General features: G+C 52.6%; 25 protein-coding genes. 19 read left to right on the top strand and 6 right to left on the bottom strand.

From position 1 onward, the window contains the following. The first annotated feature begins 3 nt into the window (after positions 1–3). From agaF to FEK66_RS19115, 10 genes are all read left to right on the top strand, one after another. Complete coding sequence (agaF, locus tag FEK66_RS19160; RefSeq protein WP_135495190.1) at positions 4–438, top strand: PTS galactosamine/N-acetylgalactosamine transporter subunit IIA; 435 nt, start codon at positions 4–6, stop codon at positions 436–438. Next, on the top strand, positions 435–1568 hold the full coding sequence (nagA, locus tag FEK66_RS19155; RefSeq protein WP_135495191.1) for an N-acetylglucosamine-6-phosphate deacetylase: 1134 nt from the start codon (positions 435–437) through the stop codon (positions 1566–1568). The genes agaF and nagA overlap by 4 nt, the downstream gene beginning before the upstream one ends. A gap of 349 nt (positions 1569–1917) precedes the next feature. Continuing rightward, positions 1918–3072 (top strand): AgaS family sugar isomerase, encoded by a 1155-nt coding sequence (locus FEK66_RS19150; RefSeq protein WP_135495192.1) that lies wholly within the window; start codon positions 1918–1920, stop codon positions 3070–3072. A gap of 12 nt (positions 3073–3084) precedes the next feature. Continuing rightward, complete coding sequence (kbaY, locus tag FEK66_RS19145) at positions 3085–3945, top strand: tagatose-bisphosphate aldolase subunit KbaY (RefSeq protein WP_130219233.1); 861 nt, start codon at positions 3085–3087, stop codon at positions 3943–3945. A 166-nt stretch (positions 3946–4111) separates the two neighbouring features. Next, a complete protein-coding gene (gene agaB / locus FEK66_RS19140) occupies positions 4112–4588 on the top strand; it encodes a PTS galactosamine transporter subunit IIB (protein ID WP_130259092.1) in 477 nt (158 codons plus the stop codon). A gap of 38 nt (positions 4589–4626) precedes the next feature. Next, positions 4627–5430 (top strand): PTS galactosamine transporter subunit IIC, encoded by an 804-nt coding sequence (agaC, locus tag FEK66_RS19135; RefSeq protein WP_130204632.1) that lies wholly within the window; start codon positions 4627–4629, stop codon positions 5428–5430. Then, positions 5420–6211 carry a PTS galactosamine transporter subunit IID gene (gene agaD / locus FEK66_RS19130; RefSeq protein ID WP_000534351.1) on the top strand — a complete coding sequence of 264 codons (792 nt, stop codon included), beginning with the start codon at positions 5420–5422 and terminating at the stop codon, positions 6209–6211. The genes agaC and agaD overlap by 11 nt, the downstream gene beginning before the upstream one ends. Before the next feature lie 174 nt (positions 6212–6385). Next, positions 6386–7153: a galactosamine-6-phosphate isomerase gene (locus FEK66_RS19125; protein ID WP_135495216.1), complete on the top strand. Its 768-nt coding sequence runs from the start codon at positions 6386–6388 to the stop codon at positions 7151–7153. Between the two features lie 36 nt (positions 7154–7189). Beyond that, a complete protein-coding gene (locus tag FEK66_RS19120; RefSeq protein WP_240780233.1) occupies positions 7190–7657 on the top strand; it encodes a type II toxin-antitoxin system RelE/ParE family toxin in 468 nt (155 codons plus the stop codon). A gap of 2 nt (positions 7658–7659) precedes the next feature. Continuing rightward, positions 7660–7962 (top strand): helix-turn-helix transcriptional regulator, encoded by a 303-nt coding sequence (locus FEK66_RS19115; RefSeq protein WP_032281646.1) that lies wholly within the window; start codon positions 7660–7662, stop codon positions 7960–7962. A gap of 42 nt (positions 7963–8004) precedes the next feature. On the opposite strand, the gene rsmI is transcribed toward FEK66_RS19115, so the two are convergent. After that, the gene (gene rsmI / locus FEK66_RS19110) at positions 8005–8868 is read right to left on the bottom strand and encodes a 16S rRNA (cytidine(1402)-2'-O)-methyltransferase (RefSeq protein WP_130204628.1); all 864 of its coding nucleotides are present in this window, start codon (positions 8866–8868) and stop codon (positions 8005–8007) included. Positions 8869–8932: 64 nt separating this feature from the next. Between rsmI and lpoA the strand changes: the two genes are divergently transcribed. Genes lpoA through dolP form a run of 4 tightly spaced genes read left to right on the top strand, consistent with a single transcriptional unit; the run spans position 8933 to position 12517 of the window. Beyond that, positions 8933–10969, top strand: a complete 2037-nt coding sequence (gene lpoA / locus FEK66_RS19105; RefSeq protein WP_135495193.1) for a penicillin-binding protein activator LpoA — start codon at positions 8933–8935, stop codon at positions 10967–10969. Continuing rightward, entirely contained in the window at positions 10927–11322 is a 396-nt protein-coding gene (locus FEK66_RS19100; protein WP_130204624.1) for a YraN family protein, read from the top strand. Before lpoA ends, FEK66_RS19100 begins: the two co-directional genes overlap by 43 nt. Before the next feature lie 19 nt (positions 11323–11341). Then, the gene (gene diaA, locus FEK66_RS19095; protein WP_001158034.1) at positions 11342–11932 is read left to right on the top strand and encodes a DnaA initiator-associating protein DiaA; all 591 of its coding nucleotides are present in this window, start codon (positions 11342–11344) and stop codon (positions 11930–11932) included. Positions 11933–11941: 9 nt separating this feature from the next. Further along, positions 11942–12517 (top strand): division/outer membrane stress-associated lipid-binding lipoprotein, encoded by a 576-nt coding sequence (gene dolP / locus FEK66_RS19090; protein ID WP_000646037.1) that lies wholly within the window; start codon positions 11942–11944, stop codon positions 12515–12517. Positions 12518–12619: 102 nt separating this feature from the next. Here dolP and FEK66_RS19085 read toward each other — a convergent pair whose 3' ends face one another. Both FEK66_RS19085 and FEK66_RS19080 read right to left on the bottom strand, forming a co-directional pair. Then, positions 12620–13660 carry a permease gene (locus FEK66_RS19085; RefSeq protein WP_135495194.1) on the bottom strand — a complete coding sequence of 347 codons (1041 nt, stop codon included), beginning with the start codon at positions 13658–13660 and terminating at the stop codon, positions 12620–12622. A 72-nt stretch (positions 13661–13732) separates the two neighbouring features. Continuing rightward, a complete protein-coding gene (locus FEK66_RS19080; protein WP_000084526.1) occupies positions 13733–14368 on the bottom strand; it encodes an NAD(P)H-binding protein in 636 nt (211 codons plus the stop codon). Positions 14369–14495: 127 nt separating this feature from the next. Here FEK66_RS19080 and yhbO point away from each other — a divergent pair, with 127 nt between their 5' ends. Then, complete coding sequence (yhbO, locus tag FEK66_RS19075; RefSeq protein WP_135495195.1) at positions 14496–15014, top strand: protein/nucleic acid deglycase; 519 nt, start codon at positions 14496–14498, stop codon at positions 15012–15014. On the opposite strand, the gene FEK66_RS19070 is transcribed toward yhbO, so the two are convergent. After that, positions 14994–15437, bottom strand: coding sequence for a YhbP family protein (locus FEK66_RS19070; protein ID WP_130204618.1), 444 nt, complete (start codon positions 15435–15437; stop codon positions 14994–14996). The genes yhbO and FEK66_RS19070 overlap by 21 nt on opposite strands. 50 nt (positions 15438–15487) lie before the next feature. On the opposite strand from FEK66_RS19070, the gene yhbQ reads away from it, so the two are divergent. Then, positions 15488–15790, top strand: coding sequence for a DNA damage response exodeoxyribonuclease YhbQ (gene yhbQ, locus FEK66_RS19065; protein WP_130204616.1), 303 nt, complete (start codon positions 15488–15490; stop codon positions 15788–15790). On the opposite strand, the gene FEK66_RS19060 is transcribed toward yhbQ, so the two are convergent. Together FEK66_RS19060 and FEK66_RS19055 are read right to left on the bottom strand one after the other, a co-directional pair. Then, positions 15777–16280 carry an N-acetyltransferase gene (locus FEK66_RS19060; protein WP_000908553.1) on the bottom strand — a complete coding sequence of 168 codons (504 nt, stop codon included), beginning with the start codon at positions 16278–16280 and terminating at the stop codon, positions 15777–15779. The genes yhbQ and FEK66_RS19060 overlap by 14 nt on opposite strands. Continuing rightward, positions 16274–16798 carry an SCP2 domain-containing protein gene (locus FEK66_RS19055; protein WP_046081285.1) on the bottom strand — a complete coding sequence of 175 codons (525 nt, stop codon included), beginning with the start codon at positions 16796–16798 and terminating at the stop codon, positions 16274–16276. The genes FEK66_RS19060 and FEK66_RS19055 overlap by 7 nt, the downstream gene beginning before the upstream one ends. 208 nt (positions 16799–17006) lie before the next feature. Here FEK66_RS19055 and FEK66_RS19050 point away from each other — a divergent pair, with 208 nt between their 5' ends. The 3 genes from FEK66_RS19050 to FEK66_RS19040 all read left to right on the top strand — a co-directional run bounded on the left by FEK66_RS19050 (position 17007) and on the right by FEK66_RS19040 (position 19977). Continuing rightward, positions 17007–18002 carry a peptidase U32 family protein gene (locus tag FEK66_RS19050; RefSeq protein WP_059270998.1) on the top strand — a complete coding sequence of 332 codons (996 nt, stop codon included), beginning with the start codon at positions 17007–17009 and terminating at the stop codon, positions 18000–18002. A gap of 8 nt (positions 18003–18010) precedes the next feature. Next, on the top strand, positions 18011–18889 hold the full coding sequence (locus FEK66_RS19045) for a U32 family peptidase (protein WP_001298329.1): 879 nt from the start codon (positions 18011–18013) through the stop codon (positions 18887–18889). Between the two features lie 80 nt (positions 18890–18969). Beyond that, positions 18970–19977 carry a luciferase-like monooxygenase gene (locus FEK66_RS19040; protein ID WP_000130380.1) on the top strand — a complete coding sequence of 336 codons (1008 nt, stop codon included), beginning with the start codon at positions 18970–18972 and terminating at the stop codon, positions 19975–19977. The last annotated feature ends 107 nt before the right edge of the window (positions 19978–20084 follow it).

Raw genomic sequence — 20084 nt, 5'->3', positions numbered from 1 at the left:
TAGATGTTAAGTATTATTTTGACAGGGCATGGCGGGTTTGCCAGTGGCATGGAAAAAGCAATGAAGCAAATCCTCGGTGAGCAATCGCAGTTTATCGCCATCGATTTTCCCGACACCTCAAGCACCGCGCTGCTTACATCGCAGCTTGAAGAAGCCATCGCCCAACTGGATTGTGAAGACGGCATTGTTTTCCTGACGGATTTGCTGGGCGGCACGCCGTTTCGCGTGGCTTCAACGCTGGCGATGCAAAAACCGGGCTGTGAAGTGATAACCGGCACCAATTTACAACTGCTACTGGAGATGGTGCTGGAGCGCGAAGGGTTAAGTAGTGAAGAGTTCCGTGTGCAGGCGCTGGAGTGCGGACACCGTGGGCTGACCAGTCTGGTGGACGAACTTAGTCGCTGCCATGAAGAATGTCCGGTCGAGGAAGGAATATGACACAAGTTCTGCGCGCCAGAAGGCTGCTGACTGAAGAGGGCTGGCTTGATGATCATCAGCTGCGCATTGCTGACGGTGTGATCGCGGCAATCGAACCGATTCCACCAGGCGTGACTGAACGCAATGCGGAACTGCTCTGCCCCGCTTACATCGACACCCATGTGCACGGCGGTGCGGGCGTTGATGTGATGGATGACGCACCGGATGCGCTCGACAAGCTGGCAATGCACAAAGCGCGCGAAGGTGTCGGCAGTTGGTTGCCGACTACCGTAACCGCGCCGCTTAATGCCATTCATGCGACGCTGGCGCGTATTGCTCAACGTTGCCAACGCGGCGGACCTGGCGCACAGGTGCTGGGGAGTTATCTCGAAGGACCGTACTTCACGCCGCAGAATAAAGGCGCGCATCCGCCGGAGCTGTTCCGCGAGCTGGAAATTACCGAGCTGGATCAATTGATTGCCGTTTCTCAGCACACCTTACGCGTGGTGGCGCTGGCACCGGAAAAAGCGGGCGCGTTACAAGCCATTCGTCATCTTAAACAGCAAAACGTACGGGTGATGCTGGGGCATAGCGCGGCGACCTGGCAACAAACCCGCGCCGCGTTTGATGCTGGTGCCGACGGCCTGGTGCATTGCTATAACGGGATGACAGGTTTACATCACCGCGAACCGGGAATGGTTGGCGCGGGATTAACGGACAAGCGCGCCTGGCTGGAACTGATAGCCGATGGGCATCATGTACATCCGGCGGCGATGTCGCTGTGTTGTTGCTGTGCGAAAGAGAGAATCGTGCTGATCACCGACGCGATGCAGGCAGCCGGGATGCCGGATGGTCGCTATACGTTATGTGGTGAAGAAGTGCAGATGCACGGTGGCGTTGTCCGTACCGCGTCCGGTGGGCTGGCGGGCAGTACGCTGTCTGTCGATGCGGCAGTGCGCAATATGGTCGAGTTGACGGGCGTAACGCCTGCGGAAGCCATCCATATGGCGTCGCTGCATCCGGCGCGAATGCTGGGTGTTGATGGTGTTCTGGGATCGCTTAAACCGGGCAAACGCGCCAGCGTCGTTGCGCTGGATAGCGGGCTGCATGTGCAACAAATCTGGATTCAGGGTCAATTAGCTTCGTTTTAATTGTTTGCTCCGTTATTGGGCCTTCACTTCCCCCGTAAGGCCTTTCTTTTTCTTTCGTTTTAATCTGTGTAGCGGTGTCGGATGCGACGCTAACGCGTCTTATCCGACCTACGGCAGTGATTGCCAGGCCGAATAAGGCGTTAACGCCGCATGCGGAAATCCCTTTTACTTCCCTTATCTTTTCTTTCAACGATCACAGATTTCGTTTTATTTCCTTTTTCTCCATTGAACTTTCAGTTTCTTTTCTATAGATTTTAATCAACGAAAGAAATCACCAAGTGAAATGAAACGAAAGACGAACGAAAGCTACCACGCCGGAAGTCAAGTTCATCAGACTAAGGATTGAGTTATGCCAGAAAATTACACCCCTGCTGCCGCGACCACCGGTACATGGACCGAAGAAGAGATCCGTCATCAGCCTCGCGCATGGATCCGTTCCCTCACCAACATCGACGCGTTACGTTCCGCGCTCAATAACTTCCTTGAATCGTTACTGCGCAAAGAGAATCTGCGGATCATCCTGACCGGAGCCGGAACCTCGGCATTTATCGGTGACATCATCGCGCCGTGGCTCGCCAGCCATACCGGTAAAAACTTCAGCGCCGTACCAACCACCGATCTGGTCACCAATCCGATGGACTACCTGAACCCAGCTCATCCGCTGCTGTTGATCTCCTTCGGGCGTTCCGGCAACAGCCCGGAAAGCGTTGCCGCCGTGGAACTGGCGAATCAGTTTGTACCCGAGTGCTATCACTTGCCGATCACCTGCAACGAAGCGGGCGATCTTTACCAAAACGCGATCAACAGCGACAACGCGTTCGCCCTGCTGATGCCCGCAGAAACGCACGATCGCGGCTTTGCGATGACCAGCAGCATTACCACCATGATGGCCAGCTGCCTCGCGGTTTTCGCACCTGAGACGATCAACAGCCAGAGCTTCCGCGATGTGGCGGATCGTTGCCAGGCGATCCTGACCTCACTGGGCGATTTCAGCGAAGGTGTGTTTGGTTACGCACCGTGGAAACGGATCGTTTATCTCGGTAGCGGTGGCTTACAGGGCGCAGCACGCGAGTCGGCGCTGAAAGTGCTGGAACTGACGGCGGGTAAACTGGCGGCCTTTTATGATTCCCCGACCGGATTCCGTCATGGCCCGAAATCGCTGGTCGATAACGAAACGTTGGTGGTGGTATTTATCTCCAGCCACCCTTACACCCGTCAGTATGATCTTGATCTGCTGGCAGAACTCCGCCATGACAACCAGGCAATGCGCGTAATCGCCATCGCCGCGGAAAGTAACGATGTTATCGCCGCTGGCCCGCATATCATCCTGCCGCCATCCCGTCACTTTATCGACGTTGAACAGGCATTTTGCTTCCTGATGTACGCCCAGACGTTTGCACTGATGCAGTCGTTGCACATGGGCAATACGCCGGATACCCCATCCGCCAGTGGCACCGTAAACCGCGTGGTGCAAGGCGTAATCATTCATCCGTGGCAGGCATAAGAGGATCGCATTATGAGCATTATCTCCACCAAATATCTGTTACAGGACGCCCAGGCCAATGGCTACGCGGTGCCAGCCTTTAACATTCATAACGCCGAGACGATCCAGGCGATCCTCGAAGTATGTAGCGAAATGCGATCGCCAGTGATCCTCGCCGGGACGCCGGGGACCTTTAAACATATTGCGCTAGAAGAGATCTACGCTCTGTGTAGCGCCTATTCCACAACCTACAACATGCCGCTGGCGCTGCATCTCGACCACCACGAATCACTCGATGATATTCGCCGAAAAGTCCACGCAGGCGTACGCAGTGCGATGATCGACGGCAGTCACTTCCCATTTGCCGAGAACGTGAAGCTGGTGAAATCGGTTGTCGACTTCTGCCACTCGCAGGATTGCAGTGTGGAAGCAGAACTGGGCCGCCTGGGCGGTGTTGAAGATGACATGAGCGTTGACGCCGAAAGTGCATTCCTGACCGATCCACAAGAAGCTAAACGCTTTGTCGAACTGACTGGCGTCGACAGCTTGGCAGTGGCGATTGGTACGGCGCATGGCTTGTACAGGAAAATACCAAAAATTGATTTCCAACGGCTGGCGGAAATTCGTGAAATGGTAGACATCCCTCTGGTACTGCATGGCGCCAGCGATGTCCCTGATGAATTTGTTCGCTGGACGATTAAACTGGGTGTGACGAAAGTTAATGTCGCCACGGAATTAAAAATTGCCTTCGCAGGCGCAGTAAAAACCTGGTTTGCAGAAAATCCGCAGGGTAATGATCCTCGTTATTATATGCGCGTCGGTATGGATGCGATGAAAGAAGTTGTCAGAAATAAAATTAATGTCTGTGGTTCAGCGAATCGAATTTCCGCGTAATCATTAATTTTATACGATTTTTCAGAATGCACTGCCCGATTAATATCGGGTAGTGCCTTAACGGCAAAGGAGATAACCAAACATTAATAAATACATCAGTACAATATCGCAACAATAATATATTTAAAAAGATTATATTATTCAACTTTATGGTGAGGATGACACAATGAGCAGTCCAAATATTCTCTTAACCCGTATTGATAACCGTCTGGTTCATGGCCAGGTTGGCGTGACCTGGACATCCACTATCGGTGCGAATCTGCTGGTGGTCGTGGATGATGTCGTCGCGAACGATGATATTCAACAGAAATTGATGGGGATTACCGCGGAAACCTACGGCTTTGGCATTCGTTTCTTTACTATCGAAAAAACCATTAACGTTATCGGAAAAGCTGCGCCACATCAGAAAATCTTCCTGATTTGCCGGACGCCGCAGACGGTACGTAAATTGGTCGAAGGTGGCATTGATCTGAAAGATGTCAACGTCGGCAATATGCATTTCTCGGAAGGGAAAAAGCAAATCAGCAGTAAAGTGTATGTCGATTCTCAAGATCTCACGGACTTACATTTTATTAAACAACGCGGCGTGAATATTTTTATCCAGGACGTCCCCGGCGATCAAAAAGAACAAATTCCTGACTAAATCTAAAATCGCCTTAATATTGGTTTGAGGTAATAAAAATGCATGAAATAACCCTAATTCAGGGATTATCCCTGGCGGCGTTAGTTTTCGTTCTGGGGATTGATTTTTGGCTGGAAGCCTTATTTTTATTCCGCCCGATAATCGTTTGTACCCTTACTGGCGCTATTCTCGGTGATATTCAGACCGGTTTAATTACCGGTGGTCTGACAGAGCTGGCTTTCGCCGGATTAACCCCTGCCGGTGGTGTTCAGCCGCCCAACCCGATTATGGCGGGTCTGATGACCACCGTCATTGCATGGTCCACGGGCGTTGATGCCAAAACGGCAATTGGTCTTGGCCTGCCGTTTAGTTTGTTAATGCAGTACGTCATTCTGTTCTTCTATTCGGCATTCTCATTATTTATGACCAAAGCCGATAAATGCGCGAAAGAGGCGGATACAGCAGCGTTTTCCCGGCTTAACTGGACCACGATGCTGATTGTCGCTTTAGCGTATGCGGTGATTGCTTTCCTCTGTACTTACCTGGCGCAGGGCGCGATGCAGGCGCTGGTGAAGGCGATGCCCGCCTGGCTGACCCACGGCTTTGAAGTGGCTGGCGGCATTCTACCTGCCGTTGGTTTTGGTCTGCTGCTGCGCGTGATGTTCAAAGCGCAATATATCCCTTACCTGATCGCTGGTTTCCTGTTTGTTTGCTACATCCAGGTCAGCAACCTGTTGCCGGTTGCCGTGCTGGGCGCAGGCTTTGCGGTGTATGAGTTTTTCAATGCGAAATCCCGGCAGCAAGCGCAACCGCAGCCCGTTGCCAGTAAAAATGAAGAAGAGGACTACAGCAATGGGATCTGAAATCAGTAAAAAAGATATCACCCGTCTGGGCTTTCGTTCGTCGCTGCTGCAAGCGAGCTTTAACTACGAAAGGATGCAGGCGGGCGGTTTTACCTGGGCGATGTTGCCGATCCTGAAAAAGATTTATAAGGACGACAAACCGGGCTTAAGCGCGGCGATGAAAGATAACCTCGAATTTATTAACACTCACCCGAATCTGGTCGGATTCCTGATGGGATTGTTAATTTCGATGGAAGAGAAAGGGGAAAACCGCGACACCATTAAAGGTCTGAAAGTGGCGCTGTTTGGCCCAATCGCCGGGATTGGCGATGCGATTTTCTGGTTCACTTTGTTGCCGATTATGGCGGGAATTTGCTCATCATTTGCCAGCCAAGGAAACCTGCTGGGGCCGATTCTGTTCTTCGCCGTTTACCTGCTTATCTTTTTCCTCCGCGTCGGCTGGACCCACGTTGGTTATTCAGTCGGCGTAAAGGCTATCGATAAAGTGCGAGAGAACTCGCAGATGATCGCCCGTTCGGCAACCATCCTCGGGATCACGGTAATTGGCGGGCTGATCGCTTCATATGTGCATATTAACGTGGTGACGTCGTTTGCTATCGACAGTACCCACAGCGTCGCTCTGCAACAGGATTTCTTCGATAAAGTCTTCCCGAATATTTTGCCGATGGCTTATACCCTGCTGATGTATTACTTCCTACGGGTGAAAAAAGCGCATCCGGTGCTGTTAATCGGCGTGACTTTTGTGCTTTCCATCGTTTGTTCCGCCTTCGGCATTTTATAAATAAAACGAGGCACTGCGTCTGGCGGTGCCTCAGATTGTTAACAAAGATCGCTTTGTTCATGCCGGATGCGGCGTTACCGCCTTATCCGGCCTACAAAATCATGCAAATTCAATATATTGCAGAAACGATGTAGGCCTGATAAGCGTAGCGCATCAGGCAATTTTGCGTTTGCCATCGGTTTGAGCATCGCACCTGACGGAGCCTCTTTACTTAAGGAATTTCATCCTGTGCAAATCCTTCAGCAAGTTGAAAACTATACGGCGTTAAGTGAACGCGCCAGCGAATATTTATTGGGTGTGATTCGTAGTAAACCGAACGCCGTGATCTGCCTGGCGACCGGAGCCACGCCATTACTGACGTATTATTATCTGGTGGAGAAAATCCACCAGCAGCATGTTGATGTCAGCCAGCTGACCTTCGTCAAGCTCGACGAATGGGTGGATCTGCCATTAACCCTGTCCGGCACCTGCGAAACCTTCCTTCAGCAACATATCGTACAGCCGCTGGGGCTACGTGAAGACCAGTTCATCAGCTTTCGCTCTGAAGATATTAACGAGACGGAGTGTGAGCGGGTAACGAATCTGATTGCGCTCAAAGGTGGGATCGATTTGTGCGTACTTGGACTGGGGAAAAACGGTCATCTGGGGCTGAACGAGCCGGGAGAAAGCCTGCAACCGGCCTGCCATATCAGCCAACTTGATGCCAGAACGCAGCAACATGAAATGTTAATAACCGCGGGTCGCCCCGTAACCCGGGGGATCACCTTAGGACTGAAGGATATTCTCAATGCCCGCGAAGTTTTGCTACTGGTGACTGGCGAAGGAAAGCAGGATGCAACAGCGCGTTTTCTCACGGCTAAAGTCTCCACCGCTATCCCGGCTTCGTTTTTATGGCTGCATAACCATTTCACATGCGTGATTGATGAGATGTGTCGTCGTTAACATTCTCTTTTGCCCGGCAAAATAAGAAAAGTGCTCATGAGTTTTGAGCACTTCGTTCCGGTTCAGTATGAACGTCCTCCGTTATTATGCCATCACAATGTAAACCTAAAGGTTGACAAAAAGATGGTGAAAAATCAGACTAACAAAAAACGTGATAAAAATTTTCCAGTCATGCTGTTAAGTGTGGCCAGAAAGGAATTGTTTGATCTTAGTGCAATCGATCGAGCGGAATTCATTGCTGCTATTGACGATTTCGAAGAATTAGGTCCCTGCTCTTCCCTGGTGAATACCGAAAAAGTTCAAGGGGATATGTATGAAATTAAAACACATAGTCAGAGCCATTGGTTAAGGGGTTTTTATTTTCACTTTCATCAAGGGCTATGGGTCATCACACATATCTTTGCTAAAAAAACGAACAAAACGCCTAAAGCCAACATCGAGTTAGGTTTAGCACGTTATAAGGCCTTACTTTCGACAAACAAAGCAAGCCTCCAGGAGAAATAGAAATGAAGAAAAATAACGAGTTACATCACTGGGAAGACGTGAAAACAGAATTACTTAAGGACGAAGCAACCGCTAATGCTCTTGATGTTGTTGTACAACGCAAAGCGGTTCTTTCCCAACTCGTGGAAAAACGCAAAGCCCTCAATCTGAGCCAAACCGCCGTGGCGAAGCAACTTGGTGTTACCCGACAAGCGGTGAGTAAATTTGAAAAAGGAGAAAGTTCACCAACATTAGATGTTGTTTTTAGCTATGCAAATGCTATCGGCATCGATCTGTTCGGCTCACTAAAAAGACTGATTGTTTAGCAAGTGGCCCCTGGGTTCTTCAAACGGGGCCACGGAGAGATATCACTCCCCTTGCTGCTCCAGCGCGTACTTATACAGCGCGTTTTTCTTCACGCCGTGAATTTCTGCTGCCAGCGCCGCCGCTTTTTTCAGCGGAAGCTCGGCCTGTAACAGCGCCAGCGTGCGCAGTGCATCGGCGGGTAAGTCGTCTTCCTGCGCCTTATGGCCTTCGACAATCAGCACCATTTCGCCTTTGCGGCGGTTTTCATCTTCCTTTACCCACGCCAGCAGCTCGCCAACGGGCGCGCCGTGAATGGTTTCCCAGGTTTTGGTGAGCTCACGAGCCAGCACCACGTAGCGCGATTCGCCCAATACCGCAACGATATCTTCCAGGCTATCTAACAGACGGTGGGTCGATTCATAAAAAATCAGCGTACGTGGTTCCGCTTCAATGGCTTTCAACGCATCGCGACGACCTTTTGATTTGGCAGGCAGGAAGCCTTCATAACAAAAACGATCGGATGGTAAACCCGCAGCGCTTAACGCAGTGATGGCAGCACATGGCCCCGGTAGTGGCACTATGCGAATCCCCGCTTCACGGCAGGTACGCACCAGATGGTAGCCAGGATCGTTAATTAGCGGCGTTCCAGCATCGGAAACCAGCGCAATGTTTTGCCCCTCTTGCAGCTTCGCCAGCAGCGTTTCGGCTTTTTGTTGTTCATTATGGTCATGAAGCGCGAACAACCGGGCGTTTATCCCAAAATGTTGCAGCAGTAAACCGGTATGACGGGTATCCTCGGCAGCAATCAGATCAACGGCCTGCAATACCTCAAGCGCACGCTGGGTAATGTCCGCCAGATTACCGATTGGCGTAGGTACAATATAGAGCTGGCCTTGAGAATTATCCGCCGATTGGTGTTGTTTCATTGTGTCGTCCGTATTGCCGATTTAATATTGAGCATTGCGTAAAAAAAATATCACTGGATACATTATGGTACCCTCAACATTTTCTCGTTTGAAAGCCGCGCGTTGTCTGCCTGTTGTTCTGGCAGCCCTAATTTTCGCCGGTTGTGGCACCCATACCCCCGATCAGTCCACTGCCTACATGCAGGGGACGGCGCAGGCCGATTCTGCCTTTTATCTACAGCAGATGCAGCAAAGCTCTGATGATACCAGGATCAACTGGCAATTACTCGCCATTCGTGCACTGGTGAAAGAAGGCAAAACCGGGCAAGCGGTGGAGTTGTTTAACCAACTACCGCAAGAACTAAACGATACCCAGCGTCGCGAGAAAACGCTGCTGGCGGTAGAAATCAAGCTGGCGCAAAAAGATTTTACTGGCGCACAGACCTTGTTGGCAAAAATCACGCCGACCGATTTAGAACAAAACCAGCAAGCGCGCTACTGGCAGGCGAAAATCGATGCCAGCCAGGGACGTCCTTCCATTGAATTACTGCGTGCGTTAGTCGCCCAGGAACCTCTGCTCGGCGCGAAGGAAAAGCAACAGAATATTGACGCTACCTGGCAAGCGCTATCGTCCATGACCCAACAGCAGGCGAATACGCTGGTGATTAACGCCGACGAAAATATCCTGCAAGGCTGGCTGGATCTGCAACGCGTCTGGTTTGATAACCGTAACGATCCCAACATGATGAAAGCCGGGATCGCCGACTGGCAAAAACGTTATCCGAACAACCCGGGCGCGAAAATGCTGCCAACACAGTTGGTAAACGTAAAAGCTTTCAAACCAGCGTCAACCAATAAAATCGCCCTGCTGCTGCCGTTGAATGGTCAGGCTGCGGTATTTGGTCGCACAATTCAACAAGGCTTTGAAGCGGCGAAAAACATTGGCACTCAGCCAGTGATCGCCCAGGTAGCTACCGCGCCTGCCGCTGACGTGGCAGAACAACCCCAGCCACAAACCGTGGATGGCGTTGCCAGCCCGGCACAAGCCTCGGTTAACGATCTAACGGGTGAAGAAACCGCAGCGCAGCCGGTGCCTGTAAGCGCCCCTGCGGCAAGTACTGCGGCGGTAAGCACGCCAGCGAATCCAGCCGCAGAACTGAAAATCTACGATACCTCTTCACAACCGCTTAGCCAGATCTTAAGCCAGGTTCAGCAAGACGGCGCGAGCATTGTGGTCGGTCCGCTGCTGAAAAATAATGTTGAGGAGTTGCTGAAGAGCAACACTCCACTGAACGTTCTGGCGCTGAATCAGCCGGAAAATATCGAAAACCGCGCTAATATCTGTTACTTCGCGCTATCGCCGGAAGATGAAGCACGCGATGCGGCACGTCATATTCGTGACCAGGGGAAACAGGCGCCGCTGGTGCTGATCCCGCGCAGTTCGCTTGGCGACCGCGTAGCAAACGCCTTCGCGCAAGAGTGGCAGAAATTGGGTGGCGGTACCGTTCTGCAACAAAAATTTGGTTCCATCAGCGAATTACGCGCGGGCGTGAATGGCGGCTCCGGCATCGCTTTAACGGGTAGCCCGATTACCCCCAGAGCGACAACTGATTCCGGCATGACCACAAACAATCCGACGCTGCAAACCACACCAACCGATGACCAGTTCACTAATAACGGTGGTCGTGTCGACGCGGTCTATATTGTGGCAACGCCGGGCGAAATCGCTTTCGTCAAACCGATGATCGCCATGCGTAACGGCAGCCATAGCGGCGCAACGCTGTACGCCAGTTCCCGCAGCGCACAAGGCTCCGCTGGCCCTGATTTCCGACTTGAGATGGAAGGATTACAGTACAGCGAGATCCCGATGCTGGCAGGCGGTAATCTGCCGTTAATGCAGCAGGCGCTCAGCGCGGTGAATAACGATTATTCGCTGGCTCGCATGTATGCAATGGGTGTTGATGCATGGTCGCTGGCAAATCATTTCTCACAAATGCGCCAGGTTCAGGGTTTTGAAATCAACGGTAATACCGGAGGTCTGACGGCTAACCCGGATTGCGTGATTAACAGGAAGTTATCATGGCTACAGTACCAACAAGGTCAGGTAGTCCCCGCCAGTTAACCACTAAACAGACCGGCGATGCGTGGGAAGTACAAGCGCGTCGCTGGCTGGAAGGCAAAGGACTGCGGTTTATCGCCGCTAACGTGAACGAGCGTGGCGGCGAGATCGATCTGATAATGCGTGAAGGCCAGACCACCGTTTTTGTCGAAGTGCGCTACCGCCGCTCTGCCCTATACGGCGGCGCGGTAGCCAGTGTGACCCGCAGCAAACAACACAAATTATTACAGACTGCCCGCTTGTGGCTCGCGCGTCATAATGGGAGTTTTGATACTGTGGATTGCCGGTTCGATGTGGTAGCCTTCACCGGGAATGAGGTTGAGTGGATTAAGGATGCCTTTAATGACCACTCATAATTAAGGTTTAAGGATTAGCGTGCAAGAAAGAATTAAAGCTTGCTTCACTGAAAGCATTCAAACTCAAATTGCGGCGGCAGAGGCGCTTCCGGATGCCATCTCCCGTGCAGCCATGACGCTGGTTCAGTCTCTGCTCAATGGCAACAAAATCCTCTGTTGTGGTAATGGAACCTCCGCTGCCAACGCACAGCATTTTGCTGCCAGCATGATCAACCGTTTCGAAACGGAGCGGCCCAGCCTACCTGCCATTGCACTAAATACTGATAATGTTGTCTTAACGGCGATTGCCAACGATCGCTTACATGATGAAGTGTATGCAAAACAGGTACGAGCGCTGGGTCATGCGGGAGATGTATTGTTAGCCATTTCTACTCGCGGTAACAGTCGCGATATCGTTAAAGCTGTTGAAGCCGCCGTTACGCGTGATATGACCATTGTGGCATTGACCGGCTATGACGGCGGTGAACTTGCAGGTTTGTTAGGGCCACAGGATGTGGAGATCCGCATTCCTTCGCATCGTAGTGCTCGCATTCAGGAAATGCATATGCTGACGGTAAATTGCCTGTGCGATCTGATCGATAACACGCTTTTCCCTCACCAGGATGATTAAGGAGAATACATGAAGGCATTATCGCCAATCGCGGTCCTTATTTCCGCGCTGCTGTTGCAAGGTTGTGTTGCCGCTGCCGTAGTGGGTACCGCTGCTGTGGGTACCAAAGCCGCAACTGACCCACGCAGTGTCGGTACCCAGGTGGACGATGGTACTCTGGAAGTGCGCGTGAACAGCGCATTGTCGAAAGACGAGCAGATTAAGAAAGAAGCGCGCATTAATGTAACGGCCTATCAGGGCAAAGTGCTGCTGGTTGGGCAGTCACCAAACTCTGAACTTTCGGCTCGCGCCAAACAGATTGCTATGGGCGTAGATGGCGCGAATGAAGTGTATAACGAGATTCGTCAGGGCCAGCCGATTGGTCTGGGCGAAGCATCTAACGATACGTGGATCACCACCAAAGTGCGTTCGCAGCTCTTAACCAGCGATCTGGTGAAATCGTCCAACGTGAAAGTGACTACCGAAAACGGTGAAGTGTTCCTGATGGGGCTGGTGACTGAACGTGAAGCGAAAGCAGCGGCAGATATTGCCAGCCGGGTGAGCGGCGTGAAGCGTGTGACCACGGCGTTTACGTTTATTAAATAGCAGCCCCTTGTAATGCCTGATGCGACGCTTGCCGCGTCTTATCAGGCCTACAACGATACAAAACGTAGGCCGGATAAGGCGCTCGCGCCGCATCCGGCATATTTAGAACAACAGCGCCAGCCCGCCGACAATCACGCCTGACACTGCCACCATCGCCCCCGTCAGCCATAAGGCTTTCGCCGGAAACGCTTTACGCAACATTATCAACGACGGCAAACTTACCGCTGGAAGCGTCATCAACAATGCCAGCGCCGGAGCAGTTCCCATACCTGCCAGCATCATCGTTTGTACAATCGGAATTTCTGCTGCCGTGGGAATGACAAACAAGCATCCCGCTACCGCCATCGCCATTACCCACATCAGGCTGTTATCGACAGCGCCATCGGCATGGGGGAATAACCAGACGCGAGCGGCACCCAACGCCAGTACTGCAAGGATATAAACCGGGATCGTACTCCAGAAAAGCGTCCATAGCGCCCTGCCCCAGCGGCTAAAAAACCCGCCCTGCACTTCCGGCATGTCAATTTCGACCGGTGCCTGCGTTTGCGGTGTTTCACGCACCCATTTTTGCACCAGCGTCGCAATCAGCAACACCATCACCAGCCCCGCCACCAGACGAATCGCGGCAAAGCCCCAGCCGAGGACAAATCCCATAAACACCAGCGTCGCCGGGTTTAACAACGGATTCCCCATCCAGAATGCCAGCGCACCGCCCATCGACACCTGTTGGCGACGCATTCCCGCCGCGACCGGAGCCGCACAGCAGGTACACATCATACCCGGCAGCGAAAACAGCGTTCCCAGCAGCGTGCCGCGAAAGCGCGATTGCCCAAGCGTGCGCAGCAGCCAGTCACGCGGGATCAGCACCTGAATCAACGAGCCGAGGATCACACCCAGCACCGCCGCTTTCCATACCGCGAGGAAATAGATCATCGCGTAATCCAACGCCGCTTGCCACGGATTAGCATCCGCCTGCGCAAGGATAGATTTACCGATACTGTGGGTTTCAGCGGCAGTAAAGGCTTTGCCGTAGTAAGGTTGCCATTTCACATACCAGAGACCGGCAATGACAACGAGAAAGAAAAGCGCGGGTTTCCACCACTGAATGGGCGTTGCCGCCTGAGATGAAGACTGACCAGTCATAGCATTCCCCAGGAATAAGTTATGATAATTGAGCGCGTGAATATTACGCTCGCTATCAATTCTTGGGAATAATTATTCAGCTCTTTTGCGTAATTCTGAAGAGCTTAAAATGGTCACGCCTTCATGCTCTGGCCGCATCGCCTCTGCCAGCATGACCCGCGCCACGTCTCTCGCATCAATGGATTTCCAGTTACCGGGTAACAAACGGAACAGCGGCGCAAAAAGCGTTTCGTTCATCCGCTGTTTGCTACGATCGCCCAGCAACATCGACGGGCGAGCGATGGTTAGTTTCGGCCAGTTCTGGGCGATTAATGCTTCTTCCATCTCCCCTTTGACGCGGTTATAGAAAAACGGCGAGTGGGCATTGGCACCCATAGCACTAACCACCAGCATATGCTGAGCGCCCAGTCGCCGCCCGGTTAATGCGGTGTCCACAACCAGCGTGTAATCGGCATGAATAAACGCCTCTTTGCTCCCCGCTTCTCGCCGCGTGGTGCCGAGACAACAAAACACAATGTCGATGGGATCGGTGACCTGCGCCAGCGCGTCGGTCAGTTGCGGATCATGGGGATTAAACACGCCAGGCATATCGCCCAACGGGCGTCGCGTCGGCGCGGCTATGGCGTTAACTTTCGGTTCATTAATCAACATCCGCAGCAGGTGACCGCCCACCAGCCCCGTTGCGCCTGTAATCAGTACCTGACTCATCTTCGCTCCTTTACAGAATTGTCCGCCTTGCGCTCCCTGGTACATGCACCAGGCTTAATAGTCTACGAGGTAATTATCCCCGATCGTGAGAAATTCGCCTCATCCAATGCAACAACGCGGAGGAAACATGAGTAAGAAGATTGCCGTTTTAATCACTGATGAATTTGAGGATTCAGAATTCACTTCACCCGCAGACGAGTTCCGTAAAGCCGGACACGAAGTGATTACCATTGAAAAACAAGCGGGTAAACCGGTGAAAGGCAAAAAAGGAGAAGCCAGCGTGACCATCGATAAATCCATCGATGAAGTGACGCCAGCAGAGTTTGATGCCCTGCTGCTACCAGGCGGTCATTCACCGGATTATCTGCGTGGCGACAACCGTTTTGTCACCTTTACCCGAGATTTTGTGAATAGCGGCAAACCTGTTTTCGCCATCTGTCACGGCCCGCAGCTGCTGATCAGCGCCGATGTGATTCGGGGGCGCAAACTGACCGCCGTTAAACCGATCATTATTGATGTTAAAAACGCGGGCGCGGAATTTTACGATCAGGAAGTGGTGGTCGATAAAGATCAGCTGGTTACCAGCCGAACACCGGACGATTTGCCAGCGTTTAACCGCGAGGCGTTACGCCTGCTCGGTGCCTGAATTACGTAGCCAAATCATTTTTTTACCAAAGCCCAGCGTATTGTCGGTGAATTTGATTTCATCGAGCCGGATTTCCCACACCGGCGCCGACAGCATTCGGGCAACCGGAAAGCGACGATTGTACGCCTTGCGCGCGTGGTCGCTTTCCTCACCTTCCAGCCTGCGGATCTCGCCTTTAAACTGCACGCCACGGATTAACGCTACCGTTTTCGGCTGCCCGTTTACCGTTCCGGCAACCGCCGCCTGCGGCCCGCTCATCTGCGCGTGGCGCGTTTTTTCTTCCGTCAAAATGTAGAAGGCAACTTTCTGCGCATCAAAAAGATAAAAGGCATTAGCGCACCAGAGTTCCCCTTCCTGCTGCACACACCAGGTGACAACATGTTGTTTTGCCAGCCAACGGCTGATGGCGGTGAGTGTTTCCATTGCTGTTCTCTTTTATACTGTGGGCCAGACCTTAACATGTGACGCAGACGATGACACCCTGGTTTCTTTACTTGATCCGTACCGCCGACAATAAGCTTTATACCGGGATCACCACGGATGTCGAACGCCGCTATCAGCAACATCAGAGCGGCAAAGGGGCAAAAGCACTGCGTGGGAAAGGTGAACTAACGCTGGCGTTTTCCGCGCCAGTGGGTGACCGTTCGCTGGCACTACGGGCGGAATATCGCGTTAAGCAACTGACCAAACGGCAAAAAGAGCGTCTGGTAGCGGAAGGCGCAGGGTTTGCAGAGTTATTAAGGAGTCTGCAAACCCCGGAGATTAAAAGCGATTGAAGTGATCGTGATACTCAACCAGCCCGGTTACGCCGTTCAGCGCGTCATCCGCTAAACGATGTACCTGGAAGGCGCTTTCAGTGCCCGGCCAGCGACAACGCAAATCGTGATGTGCAGCCAGCTCAAAGCCGAAACGACTGTACAGCGCAGGATCGCCCAGCGTCACCACTGCGGCATAGCCGAACTCATTAAGCGAATCGAGTCCTTCATAGACCAGTTGGCGTGCCAGCCCCTGTCCACGGTATTTTTCATCAACCGCCAACGGAGCCATGCCGACCCATTGCAGGTCTTCGCCCTGCACATCAACCGGACTAAATGCCACATAGCCAATGACCTGACCTTCGTCATCTGTCGCCACCAGGCCCAGCGTCAGAAAGCCATCTTCACGCAGATCGTGAACCAGCTTCGCTTCCGCATCGCTTTCGAATGAACGACGCAGCAGGGCATCAATACCCGGCGCATCAATGGGAATTTCTACTCGAATTAGCATGGTTCACCTACCGATGTCTGTTTGGTTTCAGGCGCGGTTTTCATTCCCGCCTCAACAAAATCCGCCAGTTGCAGCAGCATCATACGTAAGGCTTTCGGCATCTGCTCCAGTTCAATGGCGTCCATCAGGTTTTTCACATACAGCCCCAGCTCCGTATCGCCTTCAATCATCAGCCGACGTTGGAAGAAGAGCGTGTCTGGATCTTGTTTACGCGCCGCAATCATCAGCAGATCGCTGGCGTCGGCACTAAAACTCACATCAGCTTGCGCGTTCTGGCTGACAACCAGTTTGCCATTCACCACCGAGGTAAACCATTGCAGGTCAATATCACGCACATGAATACTTAACCAGCGGCCTTCAAGAAACTCCAGCTCGCCGTCGTCCAGCGCCTGACGGAATTGCCAGCTTAAGACCTGCTCAAGAACCTGGCGTTTAAGCGCAAATGGCGTCAGTTTTACCGGTACACTCAACAGAGATGGCCCCAAATGCACAATGCGGGAACGCAGTTTATCCAACACGAGTTTTACTCCCTGCTTCAACAATCATCCTATTTTGCCATATTGGAAAAATAACATGGCGGTATAAATCAACAATTCCATATGAAATTGCTGCTACCACCAATACAACTTTAACTGCCTTAAATCAAAAATTGTCGCAGCAGGGTTAACTAAAATCCCAGTTCGTTAACATTTTTGCGCTTTGACTGCGCAACCTTCAGGAAAAATTATGGAGCTGCTCTGCCCTGCCGGAAATCTCCCGGCGCTTAAGGCGGCCATCGAAAACGGCGCAGATGCTGTTTATATCGGGCTAAAAGATGATACTAATGCCCGTCACTTCGCCGGCCTTAACTTTACCGAGAAAAAATTGCAGGAAGCGGTGAGTTTTGTTCATCAACATCACCGCAAACTTCACATCGCAATTAACACTTTTGCGCATCCGGACGGTTACGCCCGTTGGCAGCGCGCCGTGGATATGGCGGCGCAGCTGGGTGCCGACGCGCTGATCCTCGCCGACCTCGCCATGCTGGAGTACGCCGCCGAGCGATACCCGCATATTGAGCGTCATGTGTCAGTGCAGGCTTCGGCAACCAATGAAGAGGCGATTAACTTCTATCATCGCCATTTTGACGTTGCCCGCGTGGTGCTACCGCGCGTGTTGTCGATTCATCAGGTGAAACAACTGGCGCGGGTTACCCCTGTACCGCTGGAAGTGTTCGCTTTCGGCAGCCTGTGCATTATGTCGGAAGGCCGTTGCTATCTGTCGTCGTATCTGACGGGGGAATCGCCCAACACCGTGGGCGCGTGTTCTCCGGCCCGCTTCGTGCGCTGGCAACAAACGCCGCAGGGGCTGGAATCCCGCCTGAACGAAGTGCTGATCGACCGTTATCAGGACGGCGAAAACGCAGGTTATCCGACGCTGTGTAAAGGGCGTTATCTGGTGGACGGCGAGCGTTATCACGCGCTTGAAGAACCAACCAGTCTCAATACCCTGGAACTGCTGCCGGAGTTAATGGCGGCAAATATTGCTTCGGTGAAAATTGAAGGCCGCCAGCGTAGCCCGGCGTATGTCAGCCAGGTGGCGAAAGTCTGGCGTCAGGCTATCGACCGTTGTAAGGCCGATCCGCAAAACTTCGTACCGCAAAGCGCGTGGATGGAGACGCTCGGGTCGATGTCCGAAGGCACGCAGACCACCCTTGGCGCGTATCACCGTAAATGGCAGTGAGAAAAGCAATGAAATATTCCTTAGGGCCGGTGCTGTGGTACTGGCCAAAAGAGACGCTGGAAGAATTTTATCAGCAGGCCGCAGCCAGCAGCGCCGACGTGATTTATCTTGGTGAAGCGGTATGCAGCAAGCGCCGGGCAACTAAAGTTGGCGACTGGCTGGAGATGGCAAAATCGCTCGCCGGAAGTGGCAAGCAGATTGTGCTCTCCACGCTGGCGCTGGTGCAGGCATCCTCCGAACTGGGCGAACTGAAACGCTATGTTGAGAACGGTGAGTTTCTGATTGAAGCCAGCGATCTCGGCGTGGTGAATATGTGCGCTGAGCGCAAACTGCCGTTCGTCGCCGGGCATGCGCTGAACTGCTACAACGCGGTGACGCTGAAAATATTGCTTAAACAGGGCATGATGCGCTGGTGTATGCCGGTGGAACTTTCCCGCGACTGGCTGGTGAATCTGCTTAATCAGTGCGATGAACTGGGCATTCGCAACCAGTTTGAAGTGGAAGTCTTGAGCTACGGTCATCTGCCACTGGCCTACTCCGCCCGCTGCTTTACCGCGCGTTCGGAAGACCGCCCGAAAGATGAGTGTGAAACCTGCTGCATTAAGTATCCGAACGGGCGCAACGTGCTGTCGCAGGAAAACCAACAAGTGTTTGTACTCAACGGCATTCAGACCATGAGCGGCTACGTTTACAACCTCGGTAACGAGCTGGCATCCATGCAGGGATTGGTTGATGTGGTCCGCCTGTCACCGCAGGGTACTGACACTTTCGCGATGCTCGACGCCTTCCGCGCCAATGAAAATGGCGCTGCGCCACTGCCGTTGACGGCAAACAGCGACTGTAACGGCTACTGGAGACGGCTGGCCGGGCTGGAGCTGCAAGCGTAAGTATATAGCTCACTTTGTTAACAACTTTAACTACTCTTTAATGCAGTATTAAAGATTAATCGGTAACAAAGTGAGCTGTTATGACTGATAAAACCATTGCGTTTTCGCTACTCGATCTGGCCCCCATTCCCGAAGGTTCTTCAGCGCGAGAAGCGTTCTCCCACTCTCTCGACCTCGCCCGTCTGGCTGAAAAGCGCGGCTATCATCGCTACTGGCTGGCTGAACACCACAATATGACCGGCATTGCCAGTGCTGCAACGTCGGTATTGATTGGCTATCTGGCGGCGAATACCACCACGCTGCATCTGGGTTCCGGCGGCGTGATGTTGCCTAACCACTCACCGTTGGTCATTGCCGAACAGTTCGGCACGCTTAATACACTCTATCCGGGGCGAATCGATTTAGGGCTGGGACGTGCTCCAGGTAGCGATCAGCGGACAATGATGGCGCTACGTCGTCATATGAGCGGCGATATTGATAATTTCCCCCGCGATGTCGCGGAGCTGGTGGACTGGTTTGACGCCCGCGATCCCAATCCGCATGTGCGCCCGGTACCGGGCTATGGTGAGAAAATCCCGGTGTGGTTGCTAGGCTCCAGCCTTTACAGTGCGCAACTGGCAGCGCAGCTTGGTCTGCCGTTCGCGTTTGCCTCACACTTCGCGCCGGATATGCTGTTCCAGGCGCTGCATCTTTATCGCAGCAACTTCAAACCGTCAGCACGGCTGGAAAAACCGTACGCGATGGTGTGCATCAATATTATCGCCGCCGACAGCAACCGCGATGCCGAATTCCTGTTTACCTCGATGCAGCAAGCCTTTGTGAAGCTGCGCCGCGGCGAAACCGGGCAACTGCCGCCGCCGATTCAAAATATGGATCAGTTCTGGTCGCCGTCCGAGCAGTATGGCGTGCAGCAGGCACTGAGTATGTCGCTGGTGGGCGATAAAGCGAAAGTGCGTCATGGCTTGCAGTCGATCCTGCGCGAAACCGACGCTGATGAGATTATGGTTAACGGGCAGATTTTCGACCACCAGGCGCGGCTGCATTCGTTTGAGCTGGCGATGGATGTGAAGGAAGAGTTGTTGGGATAGTGTGTTTTAACGCGGGAAGCCTTATCCGAGCTGGCAACGCTGTCCTACGTAGGCCTGATAAGCGAAGCACATCAGGCATTGTGTAGGCAGCAGACATGTCGGATAAG

Source organism: Escherichia sp. E1130, from assembly GCF_005781065.1.
Taxonomy (GTDB): domain Bacteria; phylum Pseudomonadota; class Gammaproteobacteria; order Enterobacterales; family Enterobacteriaceae; genus Escherichia.
The sequence above is the reverse complement of the archived record's forward strand: the minus strand, read 5'-3'. Positions and strand labels throughout refer to the sequence as shown.